The organism is Youngiibacter multivorans, from assembly GCF_017873395.1.
In the GTDB taxonomy this organism is placed as follows: Bacteria; Bacillota; Clostridia; order Clostridiales; family Clostridiaceae; genus Youngiibacter; species Youngiibacter multivorans.
Genome location: NZ_JAGGKC010000026.1, coordinates 25,070 through 39,491, shown reverse-complemented (window position 1 = coordinate 39,491; position 14,422 = coordinate 25,070). Strand labels below are relative to the sequence as shown.

The window sequence follows — 14,422 nt, the reverse complement described above, 5'->3', positions numbered from 1 at the left end:
AAATAATGACGCCGCCGCAAAGACCTGTTATACGACCGGCGCCATTATTCTGCTTAATTTAGATCCTATTTTGATGCGTTCTTGTATATCCTGTTTATTCCGACAGAATGGAATTCGATTCCCTTAACTCCAGCTTTTACCATAACGGCATCGCCCTTCTGGTAAACAGGCAGTATTACAGCTGCATCCATTACTATCGCTTCAGCATCCTTAAGTGCTTCCCATCTTGCTTTGAGGTCGAGAGCAAGCTCGCCCTTCTTTGCAGATTCGATTATCTCGTCATAGTCCTTGTTCGACCAGAAACCATAGTTGTTAGGGCTTCCTGTTGTCCACATGTCAAGATAGGTCATCGGATCGGCGTAGTCAGGACCCCATCTTGTAAGACCAAGCTCGAAATCGCCCTGCTGCATTCTTTCAACACGGTTTTTCTTAGGCATTGTCTGAAGTTCTATCGTTATGCCTGGCAGAGTCGTCTGTATCTCAGACTGTATGAACTGAGCCACATTTATTGCAGATTCTGTGTCTTCAACTATCATGGTGTACTTCAGCTCAGTTACTCCAAGCTCTTTCTTTGCTGTATTCCAGAATTCAAGAGCCTTTGCCTTGTCTGTCGAAAGGTAAGTATCAGCGGTTTCTCTGTAGTCCTTGCCGTCCGGTCCTGTTGCAAGGAGCGTAGGTACTGCGAAGTTAGCAACTATGGATCCATCCTTAAGTATATTTTTTACGATGGCTTCCTTATCATAGGATAATGCAAGTGCCTTTCTGAGGTTTACATTCTCAAGACCCTTAACAGTCTGGTTTGGAGAAATGTACCAGAGGTATCCTGCTACAATATTCTTGAATTCAGGGTCTGCCTGGAACTGCTCTACCTGCTCACCTGATAGTGTAGCAACATCGAGGTCCCCGTTCTGGTATGAAAGCATCGCCTGCTGAGAATCCTTTATTACCTGATACTGTATGCCGTCAAGGGCAACCTTTCCTGCATCCCAGTAATCTGCATTCTTCTCGAGTGTTATTGTTGTAGCTGCCGGTTCGTATGCAGTTATCTTGAACGGACCGTTGCTTAAGAGCGTCGCTGGTGATGTTCCGTAGTTATCCCCTGCCTTTGTGAAGAATGCTTCATTTACAGGAAGGAACGATGGAAACGCCATCAGAGATTCAAAATATGGGACTGGAACATCAAGTTCAACTACAAGTGTCTTGTCGTCCTTTGCAGTCACTCCAAGGTCTGTCACAGGCTTGTCACCCGTGGTAGCAGCTACTGCGTTCTTGACTCCAGCTATTTCCATGATGAAAGCATATTCGCTTGCAACCTTCGGGTCTACAAGCCTTCTCCATGAAAATACAAAATCCTTCGCTGTCACTGCAGTTCCGTCTGACCACTTGGCATTTCGAAGCTTGAAAGTATAAGTTTTTCCATCCGCACTCTTGTCAACTGATTCAGCCATTGCCAATATTGGCGATCCAGCTGCATCAATTGAATAGAGACCTTCGGTAATGGCAGATATGACCTCAAACGAGGTTCCGTCAGTTGCAATCTGAGGGTCCATTGAAGCCACTTCAACATCGAACTGGACTCTTAGCACCTTCTTTTCAGCAACGGGAGTCGTCGGAGTATTCGGAGTCGTAGGTGTCTTGTCTGTACTACCGCAGGCAGCAAATGTAAACATTGCAGCCATTGCTACAGAAAGAGCAAGCATTACCTTTTTCTTTTTCAAGTTGTTCATCCCCTTCTAGAAAATTTTGCAGGTCTTGGTTATTTCTAAACGTGGTTTCAGCTCCTTTTCGGCGCTGTTTGTAATAATTATACAGCAGATGCTATTGTTGTCAACCAACATTATATCAATTATTACTCAATATTATTGTGAACTTATGAACATTTAAAAGCATATTTTGTAAATAAGTTAAGATTTCGCACATTGCACTACAGTTCTAATTTGCATTCTAACATTCATCATTATTCATTTTACGCAGGAATTGTATTCAAATTTCATTTTTTAACACAAATATAGATTATTCTAAGTCAATTAAATCAAAAATACCGGCCTGGTTAAGAAAACCAGGCCGGTAAATGCTCTAAATCCTTTGAGTATCAAAGCTTTTTTGTTTGCTAATATATTGTCAATTACTCTTCCCTACCCTGTGATCCAGGCATCAAATCCAGATTTTTTCAACCTTCCAGCAAGTTCTTCCGCGTTCTTCAGATTAGAAAATGCTCCAGCCTGAACCTTATAAAGCCTTATACTTCCATTTGAGGGGTCTTTAGAGCTGATTCCAAGGGATCCTGCAAGAGCTTTGGCGCAAGCTTCTGCAATACTCCTTGTATTGGATGCTATCCATGCAGCCGTATCAGGGTTGTCATGGAAGTTGACTTCAATAAGTACCGGAACAAGCTTTGCTGCATACGGATTCCTTATTTCAGCCAGACCGTAGCCTCCGAATTGCTCCATCCCATCAGCTACAGGCTGAGCCCTGTTTGAAGGAACCGGACAAAGAAGGTCAAGTTCTTTTACCAAGGCTTCAGCAACTTCTCTGCTTTGCCTGCTGCCAGGGTGATAGAACGCTACAGCTCCTGAAGCGCGCCCGCCGCCACCTGCATTGGAGTGAAGCGCAAGGTACAGCATACAGCCTGCTCTTGAAGCTTCAGCACTTCTGCCTCCTGGGTTTATGGAAAGCTTTTTGTCCGCTATGATCACCTCACAATCGTAGCCCTTGAGCGCTTCACTCAGTTCTATTGCAAGCTTCTCCATTTCTGCCTTTTCATTAGTTTTGATCCCTGAATATAGATTTGATGCCTGGTTGCTCGGTGACAGATAAATTTTCATGTTAGCCCCCCATTATTCATAATCTCTTCTCTCACCTTAAATATGCGGTTGCGGCAGAATTGGCAGAGGCTGCCGGATTTTCCGGCAGCCTCTGCTTCAATTCTATCTCTCATTTATTATCTTCAGCTTTTAATTCCAGCTTTTTATTCCAGCTTTTTATTCCAACTTTTTATTTACAGCATTTTATTTACAGCTTTTTCCTGATTATACTTAAATTTTATTCTTGGGAAACCACGGAAAGAATTTATTTGTCCTCTTGGCGTATTCCTTGAAATCATCTCTGCCCTCATACCTCTTTTCAAGAAGAGGTACTCCTGATACATAAATGAGGAGATAAGTCATTATGAGCGGGCTTATTATAAGCAGTATGTCTGAGAATCCACTCACAGAGATTATGAATATTCCCCACCACATGGCAGCCTCACCAAAGTAATTCGGGTGCCTTGTGTAGCTCCAGAGGCCTTCGGTCATGAGCTTGCCCTTGTTCTTGGCATCTGCCTTGAAGCTCTTTAGCTGGCTATCTCCTACGGATTCAAAAAGGAATCCAATCATCCATATCAATATTCCTAAAAAGCCGATTATTCCGAGCTTCTGCGAATCTGACGAATTCACTGAAATTATCGGTAGTGCAACCATATAGCTTATGACTCCCTGCAGCAGGAATACATTCAGGTATGCCTTGAGCACAGGAGATTTCGTACCCCACTTTTCCCTCATCGCAACGTATCTGTAGTCCTCAGGCTTGTTCCAGTTTCTGAGGGTGATGTGTGTGAACAGCCTTATTGCATATATTGCAATAAGGACAGTTACAGCAGTTGACCTCGGTCCGGCTTCTGGTGTTGCGAAGTATGTCCAGAGTGCAACTACCAGAAAGCTTGGTCCCCAGAAGCTGTCAACTATGGAGTTGTTCTTCATCACCTGTGCCAAGATGAAGATCAGTGTAAAATATATCAGGATCACGAGGGCGGTGGAAACATAAATACCCATCAGGCTTCCTCCCCCCACATGTATGCAACTGCTACGCTTCCGGCACCTGCACTCATTCCGACTATCGTGGATATGTTCATTATGTATTCAGGCTCCCTGCCAAGCAGGTCAACACACATCCTCCTGTAGTCGTCTGCCCGGCTTTCATCATTTGCATGTACAATCGCGTATCTGGTTATTCCCTTGGTGGTATTATCTTCTTTCATCATGTCCCTTATAGCCTGGGTGTTCGCCTTAGTACTGAATGCCTTGCCTGCTATCGTCCCCTTTCCTTCCTCATCAAGTGAGACTACCGGCTTCAGGTTGACTATCTTGCCGGCAAAGCCTGCGGCTTTGCTTAGCCTTCCTGATCGAACCATATATTTCAGCGTATTCACGCTCACAAGTATCCTTGTATTGGACCTGAGTCTTTCAATTTCCGCTACAATGTCCTCGAAAGACATGCCTCTTTCAATAAGCTCAGCAGCCTTCATTACAAGCAAGCCTTCAGCCCCTGAGTTCTGTCTTGAGTCAATGACATGGATCCTGGCACCTTTTCCAGCTAACTTTTCAGAAGCCTTCAGGAAAGAGTTATAGGTTCCGCTTTGTACCTTCGCTACTGCAATGACAATGATTGAGTCATAAACTGACGAAAGAAGTGCCATATGGCCGTCAAGGGCCTTTAATCCCGGCTGAGAGGACTTCGGGTATTCTGCTGCAGTATCTAGAAGCGGATAGAACATCTCAGGCGTCATAGTGACCTTGTCAAGATAGCTTGTGCCCTCAAATTCAAGATTCAAAGGAACAACATGTATCTGGTGCCTGTCTATGAATTCCTGCGGCAGGTCGGCTATGGAATCAGTGACTATGGCTATCTTTGATCGTCTAGCATGGAGAGCTTCATACTGTCTTATCATGTCATCTGCCTTCTGCTGAATTATCCTTCCCTTGTCCTTAAGCATCTGCATGACTGTATCTGGCTTGTCAGTATGTATGTGGATCCTCGCCCTTCTGTCGCTTCCTGCTACGATTAGAGAATCTCCAAGCTCATGAAGACTGCTCTTTATTCCACTAAGGTCAATTCCTTCACCGGAAATCATGGCTTCAGTGCAAAACCTGAATGCAGGCTTGCCATGGTCATGTTCAGGATACTCGTCAAAGGATAGTGTCATGTCTTCAGCCTTGAAGTCATCCTTAAGCAGCCCAGTCCTTATGAATTCTGTGAGTCCCTCTACGAAGTACACGAATCCCTTGGCACCAGAATCCACTACTCTAGCATCCTCAAGTACCTTAAGCTTTCCGGTCGTGGCCTTAAGTGACTCTGCAGCTGTTTCCATCGGCTTGGACAGAAGATCATGGAAATCCTCTGCATGGTCCTTGTGCCTGTAAACAGCTTCCGCCCAATCCCTTATGACTGTGATTATCGTACCCTCGACAGGATCGGATATTGCGTTGTAGGCATGAGGAACCGCATCCCAAACGGACTGAGCGAATGAGGATACCGAAACCTTCGCCTCATCTCTAAGGCTCATGAATATTCCGTTTATGTACTGTGCAATTATGATTCCTGAATTTCCCCTTGCTCCTGATATTGCCGCATCTGCAATGGAGCTCATTGTTCCCTTGACCGAGCTCTCAACCCTTGCTTCTTCGATTATCGAGTTCATAGTTGAGGCCATGTTGCTGCCTGTGTCTCCGTCAGCAACAGGAAAAACGTTTATGTCATTCAGAACCTTCCTGTTGCGAATAACTTCACGTGCTCCTGAAACGAATGAATAATACAGCTTTTCACTGTCGAGATAATTAATTGCCATGTTGTGCCTCCTACCTGAAAAATTTGGCAGCAATCATGAATGCTGCGCCTGAAACCGCACCGTTTAGGAAGGTACCCCAGGCAAGGTCTATAAGTGTGATCGATACTGGCCAGTCCTTAAGTGTCGCAAGGTTTGTGAGGTCATATGTCGCATAGCATATCAGCCCAAAAAAGGCTCCTGCAAATACAGCATACTGAAGGCTGTTCTTTGCGACAGCAGGCTCAACAACAAAAAATACTAGTCCTGCAATGAACATTGCATAGAAAACCATTGCCGCAAGCCAGTTGACCTTTGGTGACATAAGGTGCCCCAGCTGAGCTGCATATAAGTTCTTGGCAATAAGCCCCAGCCAGACCATGTCGATCAGAAAAAATACCGCTATGCTGATCAGATATAGTTTTATATAGTTCATTTTCTGTTACTCCTTTTCTGCAGGCCTGACCTTCTATTAAGGCCTATCGATATCTCAAGCATTACGAACAGTGCGATGAATGCAGCGGCAGATAGTACTACAAGGACATGCTGTCCATTGAAGCCAGCTTCAGAAGTATGCTTCAGAAGTATTCCGCCGTAGGCCCATATGAATACGAGGCCGTAAGCAGCATCCCTTCTTGTTATCATTATTACGGATGCTGCTAACGCTCCAACTGCCATGACCGTCGCTGTCCAAATTGCTTCCGGTATTCCAAACCCGTTCCATCCCATATCTACAAAAAGTACAGTTGCATTGGCTATCGTGGCAACTGATATCCATCCGAAGTATACGGAAAACGGCACTGATACAAGAAACATCTGAACTTTGGTCAGGTTTCTGCTGAATATAGCTCCGCTTATGTATATGAGGCTTGCCAGAATGACAAGCATGAGAATCATCGAAACTGGAATCATGCCATAATGCCACGCAAGTATCCATGCACCATTGGCTAAGGATGTCACTATATATGGTAATGCAAGCTTTCTGGTAAGTTCCCTCATGTCCTCATCTTTGGGCACCAGCTGGTAAATTGTATATACTCCGAGCAAAAGGTATATTACACCCCAGATTGCAAAGGTTACTCCTGCCGGAGCGAACAGGTTAGGATATGAATCGGAGACAGCTCCTGTATCAACTCCGTTAATTGGAAGTATATTTGCGAGTGCATTGAGTGCGACCATGAATATGAACGCTGCCAAGGCTGCAAGCCTTACTCCCAGATTGTTACTTCTTTCTTCCATTTTCTTCCCCTCCATGGGTAAGTTTATTTATTTGTTATTTACTTGTTATTTACTTTGATTGATCGTTAATTCAACTAAATAATAATGCCTGACCAAATAAAATATTTTGGCTTCATCTGTACTAATTGTATCTATTCTTCTGACCTTAATATCACAGGAGTCGTACCGAAGAATATACCATGCTTAAGGGCATTGTCTTCCATGAGTCTCAGCTCATCAACAAGTCTTTTTGATGACCTTTCAGTGCCTGGAAGGCTTATTTTCTCAATGGACACTCCTGTCCACTTCCTGAAATGGGAGTAATGCTTCCACAGGCTCCCGTCAATCCTGGCAAAATCAGATGGCTTTCTCAGAACCTTCTCAATTTCCGCCTTGAAGTCTTCAGCATCCACGAAGTCCCTGCCCTCCCTCATGTCAGCAAGATATCTTCCGTATCGTCTGGCCCAGGTGTTGTCAAGCTCCTGGCATATGAACTTCAGGAGATACCAGGTCTTGTATATGCCACCTGCATCAGACAGCTTTTCATTGATCAGCCATCTCCTTGCAAGTGTCCTTCTAGACCAGTCCCACCATGCGACAGGATCTTCCGAGTCAGGATATGGAATCCCATAAGGCTCTTCCCCGTAAACCGGATCGAAACCCATCGGAATAAGAATGTCCTTCATCCATTCATCCTCTTCTCTAATATAAGCTGTCTGTCTGTCCTTAAGGAGTATGTTCTTCTTTTCCATTCCCATGCACCCTCTTGTCGTTATCTACCTTTTCAATGTACCTCGCCATGTCAAATTTCCTCCTGAGTCCCTTGTCATTCATGTATCTTACGTTTCCGAATATGCTTCTTTCTCCCCATGGTCTGTCATGCTTTCCGAAGCACCATGCTACACCGGCATAGCTTGAAGGATCCCTTCCATCTAAGCTGTATCTGTTGTTCAGCTCAATTGCAATATTGAATGCCTCTTCCGGAGTCTTGCTCCATTCGAGTATCTTCTTTCCCCAGTACATCCTCATGTATCCATCCATCTTTCCGGTAAGGACCATTTCATTCTGTGCTGCGTTCCAGTAGATGTCGTGGGTGAGTCCGGCTTCAAGCTCCGACATATCATAAAGGTACTCCCTGTCATCCTGAAGATGCTTGTTTAGTGTTTCCCTTGCCCAGTCAGGCAATGATTGGAAACTGTCATAATACTTGTTGTAGAAAACGAAGTTTATTGCAAGCTCTCTCCTGATTACAAGCTCATCTATGAACTTGGCTTTGCCCGGAGAATTGGAATCAAATATCCTTGTATATATCTGAAGCGGCGAAATCTGGCCGAAATGCATGTATGGTGACAGACCCGATGTGTTCCCGCTTCCCGGTTCGTTCCTGCCTTCTCCGTAGGTATCCAGTTTTTCTTCCACGAATTCCTCCAGCAGCTTCAGTGCCCTCTCCTGGCCACCGGTTACTCCCTTTACCTCTATTGAGATTCCCGGAAGATTCAGTGAATCAAGAATGGATTCATCCGTGATATCTAACTCATCTAAATCAAGTTTATCATCTATTGACTTTAAATTGCACTCACTTTCATATAGCAGGACAGAATATTCAGACATTTCCCTTTCAAGTTTTCTTCTTATAGTGGCGGCTGAGAACTCCTCCTTCTCGGAAGTAATCTCAACAGGTACGATTACATCACTCTCAATCTCCACCATGCTGCAGCATGAATTTTCTGCAGCTATCTTTCTCCACTCCCGCTGCACCTTTAGGTATCCCCTATCGGTAACGATTATTGATGTCATGTGCCTGAGAGCTTCAAGTCCTTCATCAGGTCTGCCCTTCAGCACAACCATCCTTATGCCCCTTAGTGCAAGGCTTCTCTTTACATCGGCAAGCCCCTGAAGCATAAAGCTGTAGTGCCTTCTGTCTGCCTCAGGATAACCGTCAGTGAGGCCGAAATATACAAGAAGCTTCTTATCGAGGGAATTGGCAACACCTATCGCATACTCAAGCGCATGGTTCATATATGTCCTCTGTGATGCCTGCATCCAGTAGACAACATAAGGCTTGTCCTGTATTTCCTTCTCGCTAAGAACTTTTATTCTCCCCTGCGGTATCATGTCTTCACCCCGATTAGTTCTATTTGATAATCATTATCCATTAATTACATCATATAACCCGTTTTGAAATATTGCAATGTATTTTTCTTGAATTTTCTTGAAATATACTTCTTTACGTGTTAATTTATAGGTAGAAACATATGAAGGATTGATGCAGATGGATAACGAGCTCAAGAACAGACTTAGAGCTTTAAGAAAACTTATGGGACTCACTCAGAAGGATGCAGCGGACAGGCTAGAGCTGGGTCAGACAACTGTCGCCAACTATGAGAATGGAACCAGAGTACCTGACCTGAAGACAATATCCGCTCTCGCGGACCTATACGGTGTTACTGTTGATTATCTGCTCGGACGCAGTGTTGATACGGAAGAAATGACCTCCCCTTCGGAGGAGATATTCCTCTCATACCTTTCAAGCATAAAGGAAGGTGACAAATCAGCGGCTCTGGAAATCATAAGCGGACTGAGGGCATCTGGTACTCCCATTGGCTCAATACTCCATGACTATATTGAAAGAGCATTGATTGAGACAGGAATCGAATGGGAAAAGGGCAAGCTGGATGTCTGGAGGGAACACCTTGTGTCTGCAATATCCCTTGATATCATGAGCTTCCTCAGGAAGGAATTAAGGTATGAGAAAAAGCAGCCCGGAGTATTGGCATTCACCCCTGGAGCTGAAAGCCACCTGATAGGTCTCAGGATGGTTTCAGATATTCTTGAAGAATCAGGTATACATGTCGATTTCCTTGGTTCAAGCATGCCAACATCTAGCATTTTGGATGCTATAAGGGAAAGACAGCCCTCGGCTGTCCTAATGTCCGTAACTATGTCCTCCCACCTGGATTCAGCAGAGATAATTGCCGGATCCATAAGGGAAACCTTTGGTGATAGTTCTCCGGAGATAATCCTCGGAGGATCGATATTCAGGAAAATGGAAAAGTCAGAAATGAAATCCGCTGCAGGAAGGATCTTCATGTCACCTGAAGAGCTTGCGCTCTACCTTACAAAGAGATTCAAGGCAGACGGTGAGGAAGACTGACATAAAAAAACAGGATCATGTAATATGCTGGCAAAATTGCTATTCAACTAAAAAGAGTTCATGCATCACAATAAATGCATGAACTCTTTATTCAATCCCTGAACTTTACGTAGCCCTCACCCATCTCATCGATAATGGCTAGGCTCTTAAGGTTGTAGCCTTTCTCCCTGAGATAGCTTCCGCCTTCCTGGAAGCCCTTCTCAATTACTGCACCAATTCCGACGATAGTTGCACCGCTCTGCTCTACCATGTCTATAAGTCCCTTCATCGCATTTCCTTCCGCAAGGAAATCATCGAGTATAAGGAGCCTGTCTTCAGGCTTCAGATAGCTTTTACTTACCATGACGTCGTAGATCTTGTTCTTTGTATATGAAAAGACCCTTCCCTTGTATACATCCTTGTCCAGATTCAGGCTCTGGCTCTTCTTGGCGAACACTACAGGGACCTTGAAGAAAAGCGCTGCCATGGAAGCTATTGCGATACCGCTAACCTCTATAGTAAGTATCTTCGTTACGCCCTGGTCCTTGAATAAATTATAGAATTCTTCCCCTGCTTCGTACAGAAATTCCACATCAAGCTGATGGTTCAGAAAGCTGTCAACCTTCAGTATGTTTCCGTTTCTTATTTCCCCTCTTTCAAGGATCATTTTCTTAAGCTTTTCCATAGAACACTCCTTATCATATGTTGTCTTCACTGCGTTGTTATCAGAGCCTTAGCCGTGTCTTATTCATCAGACAAAGGCAATTAAAATCGTGCTGCTTACGTTCCGGTTTACAATATAATAACAGAAAATGGAGGCATAGTCCAAACCCTTTGTAATTCAAACGTTTACCCTAACATACGTTGATTTTTCGGGTTTTTTTCATATGCTTGAATCCAATCCTTTCAATTTCCTGTTCATTAATATACACGCCAAATTTCTGATGAAATCCCATAATTCACCTCAATAATATTAAGGTACCGTAATTTCTTTTTGCAATATCAGGCTTATGATGGTATAATTTTGCATTGTCAGGAATAAAATATCAAGTTCGTATGAAGACAATGGGAGAGAGATCTTCTGATCCGCCGAAGGAGTTGCACTTTCAGGCAAAAGGACCGTTGTTGGACGAAACTCTGGAGAGCCTCAATTGAGCACCGAAGGAGCAAGCCGGGAAATTCCGGTCAATCTCTCAGGTAAAAGGACAGAGCAGATCTTTAGATCTTTCTTTAGCTTTTGTGAGGCCAAGTCTTTTTGATTTGGCCTTTTTTGTTTGATTGGGCTTCCTAAAAAAACAGGAGGTCATAAAAATGCAAAACACAATCAGTTTCCTGGAAAAAATCGACTCGTTGGTATGGGGACCGCCGCTTCTCATACTTCTTGTAGGAACGGGAGTTTACCTAACAGCTAGGCTCGGACTTCTACAGATATCGCGGCTGCCGCTGGCTCTAAAGCTTGTATTCTCCAAAGACTCTGAAGAGGGTGCCCAGGGTGACGTATCAAGCTTCGGTGCTCTTTGTACCGCACTTGCCGCTACTATCGGAACCGGCAATATCGTCGGAGTGGCCACTGCAATAAAGGCAGGCGGCCCAGGTGCACTTTTCTGGATGTGGGTCGCAGCATTCTTCGGAATGGCGACAAAATACGGGGAATGCCTTCTTTCAATAAAATACAGGGTAGTTGATGAGAACGGCCAGATGTCCGGAGGTCCGATGTACTATATTGAAAGAGGACTTGGAAACAAGTTTCTGGCCAAGGCATTCGCATTCTTTGGCATAGGCGTGGCCTTCTTCGGAATAGGTACTTTCCCACAGATAAATGCGATATCGAATGCAATCGACCTGACCTTCAAGGTTCCAATAATTGTAACATCAATTGCACTTACAATTATTGTTGCTTTGGTGACACTTGGTGGAATCAAAAGCATCGCTAAGGTATCAGAGATAGTCGTACCTTTCATGGCTGTTTTTTACGTGCTGGGAGCATTGTTCATAATGGTCAGGAACTACACACTGCTGCCTGAGACATTTGCACTGGTAATAAGGAGCGCATTCACGCCTGCAGCAGCCGCAGGCGGATTCCTTGGTGCAAGCGTAATGTTTGCAATGAGAAACGGAGTTGCACGAGGTGTGTTTTCTAACGAGTCAGGTCTCGGAAGCGCACCGATAGCTACCGCTGCAGCGAAATCCAATTCCTGTGTCAAGCAGGGTCTCATATCAATGACCGGAACCTTCTTCGACACCATCATAATATGCACGATGACAGGCATCATGCTTATTATGACAGGAGCATGGAAAGGCGACCTTTCAGGTGCAGCTATGACCAATTCTGCATTTGAATCAGGACTTCCCGGCATCGGATCATATATCGTGACCATAGGTCTCGTATTCTTTGCATTCACAACCATCCTTGGATGGAACTACTACGGTGAAAGATGTACGGAATACCTTTTCGGAGTGAAGGGCATAAAGCCATACAGGCTCATTTTCATAGGTCTTGTGGCCATAGGTGCATTCCTTAAGCTTGACATGATCTGGATACTTGCTGATATCGTGAACGGCCTCATGGCGATCCCGAATCTAATCGCACTTGTTGGACTCAGCGGCGTTATAATTGCAGAGACCAATCTCTTCTTCAAGGGAGAAGCATTGGAGTCATCAAAATCAGACAAGATTGCTTAATTATATATATTTGTAATGTAAGTGAGGAGGTAAGGAATGCTTAGTGCGTTCCTTACCTCCTCTTTGTTTGAACCTTCAATCGAGTTTTTCAGACAAAGCTTATTCCCTGCAGTTCGTACCTGCAAAGCCTTGATATCTTGTATAGGTAATTTGCTATTCTCTCAAGATTCGTGATTATATCCAGATATACCAGACTCTCCTCAATTGTGCATTTGCCATCCTCAAGCCTCTTTACATGGGCTTCGGAATACTTTGCAGTAAGGATGTCCATATTTTCATCCATTTGTTTTATCTTTGAATGCCTCTCTTCTGTAAAGCCGGTAATGTTTTCAGATACGAGCTTTGACATGCTTGAAAGCTCTACATTAAGCTGTTCAAGTTCTCCCAGAGCTTCATCAGTGAAATCAAGTCCCCCGTTATATCGCTTCTCCTGGAGCTTCATTGTTGTTATAGTATGGTCTGCGATCCTTTCCAGGTAATTGGCACATTTAATTATGCCGGGTATTACAATGGAATCAGATTGTGAGACACCCCTCCTGGACAGCTCGACCATGTAGTCAGTGAGATCCTTGTGGATACAGCTTACGGATTTTTCGCGGTCATAGACAGCATCACGATTATCAAGGTTATTGCCTATTACAGAATCCACTGCAGCACCGAGCATCTCCCTGTTCGTATCCATAGCCCGTAGTATTTCCTTCATGGATCCTTCAATTGCAGCAGCAGGCGTATCAAGCAGCAATTTGTCGATATAGACTTCCTCTGTTATACCTGAAGGTTTTTTCTCCTTGACGATTGTCTTCAAAAGAGAAACGAAATAATTATTCAGCGGAAGGAATATCAAGGCTACCATAATGTTGAAAATCGTATGGGAATTTGCAATCTGCAGCTGAATATTGTTGCTTCCCTGAATCATCATTGTGAATGATTGTATGAAATCAGAAAAGATTCCGACAAAAGGAAGAAATATCAGTACTCCGATTACATTGTGCAGCGCATGCCCCCATGCAGTCCTCTTGGCATTGATGTTTCCGTTCACGCTCGCTAGCAGGGCAGTGACTGATGTGCCAATATTATCTCCGAACATAAGCGCTATAGCAGCAGGAAGCGTCAGAAGTCCGGCGTTCCCCAGAAGCATGACTATGCCCACGGTTGCTGCACTGCTGTGTACCAGAGCGGTTGTCACAATTCCAAGAAATATGCCTATGAATGTATTTGATGCATACTTCTGGAAAAAGTATCTGATAGTCTCATTCTGCTCCATATAAGGAATTCCGCTGTTAAGAATTGTCAGCCCCAGTAGCATGAAGCCAATTCCCATTATTGCATGCCCTACATTCTGAAGCTGAAGTTTCCGCGAGAAAATCTTCAGGACGAATCCCAAGGCAATTATGGGCAATGCGAATGCTGTGAGCTTGAAACTGAAGCTTAGCGCCATGAATTGGGCTGTTATGGTCGTCCCGATATTTGCACCATAAATTATACCGATTGCCTGAGTCAGCTCAATTATCCCTGAATTGACAAATCCAACGCTCAATACTGATATGGCGGTACTACTCTGGACAAGAGCAGTTAAAAAAATGCCTGCAAGAAAAGCCTTCCAAAGCTTACCTGTAAGCTTCTGAAGCGCTTTCTTCATGACCCCTCCTGACAGGTGTTCCAGACCTTCACCCATCATATCCACACCGTACATCAATAGTGCAGTGCCGCCAAAGATACCAAACAGAAAATCACTCATTTGACAACCTATCCCCCAGTCCTGAATCATATCCCCACTTTTTGCTCAGGAAATTAGACATTCTCTATAA

At 44.2% G+C, this 14,422-nt stretch carries 12 protein-coding genes and 2 riboswitches; of the genes, 2 read left to right on the top strand and 10 right to left on the bottom strand.

Annotation, left to right across the window (positions count from 1 at the left end; all coding sequences use genetic code 11):
* Positions 1–65: 65 nt before the first annotated feature.
* The 8 genes from J2Z34_RS13665 to J2Z34_RS13630 form a co-directional block, all read right to left on the bottom strand.
* Positions 66–1,718, bottom strand: coding sequence for a peptide ABC transporter substrate-binding protein (locus J2Z34_RS13665; RefSeq protein WP_209460423.1), 1,653 nt, complete (start codon positions 1,716–1,718; stop codon positions 66–68).
* Between the two features lie 417 nt (positions 1,719–2,135).
* Entirely contained in the window at positions 2,136–2,825 is a 690-nt protein-coding gene (locus J2Z34_RS13660) for an N-acetylmuramoyl-L-alanine amidase (protein ID WP_209460446.1), read from the bottom strand.
* A gap of 210 nt (positions 2,826–3,035) precedes the next feature.
* Positions 3,036–3,812: a DUF1295 domain-containing protein gene (locus J2Z34_RS13655; RefSeq protein WP_209460422.1), complete on the bottom strand. Its 777-nt coding sequence runs from the start codon at positions 3,810–3,812 to the stop codon at positions 3,036–3,038.
* Positions 3,812–5,605, bottom strand: coding sequence for a DAK2 domain-containing protein (locus tag J2Z34_RS13650; RefSeq protein ID WP_209460421.1), 1,794 nt, complete (start codon positions 5,603–5,605; stop codon positions 3,812–3,814). The genes J2Z34_RS13655 and J2Z34_RS13650 overlap by 1 nt, the downstream gene beginning before the upstream one ends.
* A 10-nt stretch (positions 5,606–5,615) precedes the next feature.
* Complete coding sequence (locus tag J2Z34_RS13645) at positions 5,616–6,017, bottom strand: DUF2177 family protein (protein ID WP_209460420.1); 402 nt, start codon at positions 6,015–6,017, stop codon at positions 5,616–5,618.
* Positions 6,014–6,820 (bottom strand): tryptophan-rich sensory protein, encoded by an 807-nt coding sequence (locus J2Z34_RS13640; RefSeq protein ID WP_209460419.1) that lies wholly within the window; start codon positions 6,818–6,820, stop codon positions 6,014–6,016. The genes J2Z34_RS13645 and J2Z34_RS13640 overlap by 4 nt, the downstream gene beginning before the upstream one ends.
* A gap of 131 nt (positions 6,821–6,951) precedes the next feature.
* Positions 6,952–7,551, bottom strand: coding sequence for a hypothetical protein (locus tag J2Z34_RS13635; RefSeq protein ID WP_209460418.1), 600 nt, complete (start codon positions 7,549–7,551; stop codon positions 6,952–6,954).
* Positions 7,526–8,914, bottom strand: a complete 1,389-nt coding sequence (locus J2Z34_RS13630) for a deoxyribodipyrimidine photo-lyase (RefSeq protein WP_209460417.1) — start codon at positions 8,912–8,914, stop codon at positions 7,526–7,528. Before J2Z34_RS13630 ends, J2Z34_RS13635 begins: the two co-directional genes overlap by 26 nt.
* Positions 8,915–9,071: 157 nt before the next feature.
* Between J2Z34_RS13630 and J2Z34_RS13625 the strand changes: the two genes are divergently transcribed.
* Positions 9,072–9,953, top strand: a complete 882-nt coding sequence (locus J2Z34_RS13625) for a helix-turn-helix domain-containing protein (protein ID WP_209460416.1) — start codon at positions 9,072–9,074, stop codon at positions 9,951–9,953.
* 91 nt (positions 9,954–10,044) lie between these two features.
* Here J2Z34_RS13625 and J2Z34_RS13620 read toward each other — a convergent pair whose 3' ends face one another.
* Positions 10,045–10,617, bottom strand: coding sequence for a xanthine phosphoribosyltransferase (locus J2Z34_RS13620; RefSeq protein ID WP_209460415.1), 573 nt, complete (start codon positions 10,615–10,617; stop codon positions 10,045–10,047).
* Positions 10,618–10,988: 371 nt separating this feature from the next.
* Positions 10,989–11,064: riboswitch (glycine riboswitch) on the top strand.
* A gap of 3 nt (positions 11,065–11,067) precedes the next feature.
* Positions 11,068–11,143: riboswitch (glycine riboswitch) on the top strand.
* 100 nt (positions 11,144–11,243) lie between these two features.
* On the opposite strand from J2Z34_RS13620, the gene J2Z34_RS13615 reads away from it, so the two are divergent.
* On the top strand, positions 11,244–12,614 hold the full coding sequence (locus J2Z34_RS13615; RefSeq protein ID WP_209460414.1) for an alanine/glycine:cation symporter family protein: 1,371 nt from the start codon (positions 11,244–11,246) through the stop codon (positions 12,612–12,614).
* 88 nt (positions 12,615–12,702) lie between these two features.
* Here J2Z34_RS13615 and J2Z34_RS13610 read toward each other — a convergent pair whose 3' ends face one another.
* Positions 12,703–14,352 (bottom strand): Na/Pi cotransporter family protein, encoded by a 1,650-nt coding sequence (locus J2Z34_RS13610; protein ID WP_209460413.1) that lies wholly within the window; start codon positions 14,350–14,352, stop codon positions 12,703–12,705.
* Positions 14,353–14,422 lie beyond the last annotated feature (70 nt).

What these genes read in the sequence shown, in the direction of transcription:
- J2Z34_RS13660 (WP_209460446.1), bottom strand. Translation starts at nt 2,825, where the DNA reads ATGAAAATTTATCTGTCACCGAGCAACCAGGCATCAAATCTATATTCA.
- J2Z34_RS13655 (WP_209460422.1), bottom strand. Translation starts at nt 3,812, where the DNA reads ATGGGTATTTATGTTTCCACCGCCCTCGTGATCCTGATATATTTTACA.
- J2Z34_RS13650 (WP_209460421.1), bottom strand. Translation starts at nt 5,605, where the DNA reads ATGGCAATTAATTATCTCGACAGTGAAAAGCTGTATTATTCATTCGTT.
- J2Z34_RS13645 (WP_209460420.1), bottom strand. Translation starts at nt 6,017, where the DNA reads ATGAACTATATAAAACTATATCTGATCAGCATAGCGGTATTTTTTCTG.
- J2Z34_RS13640 (WP_209460419.1), bottom strand. Translation starts at nt 6,820, where the DNA reads ATGGAAGAAAGAAGTAACAATCTGGGAGTAAGGCTTGCAGCCTTGGCA.
- J2Z34_RS13635 (WP_209460418.1), bottom strand. Translation starts at nt 7,551, where the DNA reads ATGGAAAAGAAGAACATACTCCTTAAGGACAGACAGACAGCTTATATT.
- J2Z34_RS13630 (WP_209460417.1), bottom strand. Translation starts at nt 8,914, where the DNA reads ATGATACCGCAGGGGAGAATAAAAGTTCTTAGCGAGAAGGAAATACAG.
- J2Z34_RS13625 (WP_209460416.1), top strand. Translation starts at nt 9,072, where the DNA reads ATGGATAACGAGCTCAAGAACAGACTTAGAGCTTTAAGAAAACTTATG.
- J2Z34_RS13620 (WP_209460415.1), bottom strand. Translation starts at nt 10,617, where the DNA reads ATGGAAAAGCTTAAGAAAATGATCCTTGAAAGAGGGGAAATAAGAAAC.
- J2Z34_RS13615 (WP_209460414.1), top strand. Translation starts at nt 11,244, where the DNA reads ATGCAAAACACAATCAGTTTCCTGGAAAAAATCGACTCGTTGGTATGG.
- J2Z34_RS13610 (WP_209460413.1), bottom strand. Translation starts at nt 14,352, where the DNA reads ATGAGTGATTTTCTGTTTGGTATCTTTGGCGGCACTGCACTATTGATG.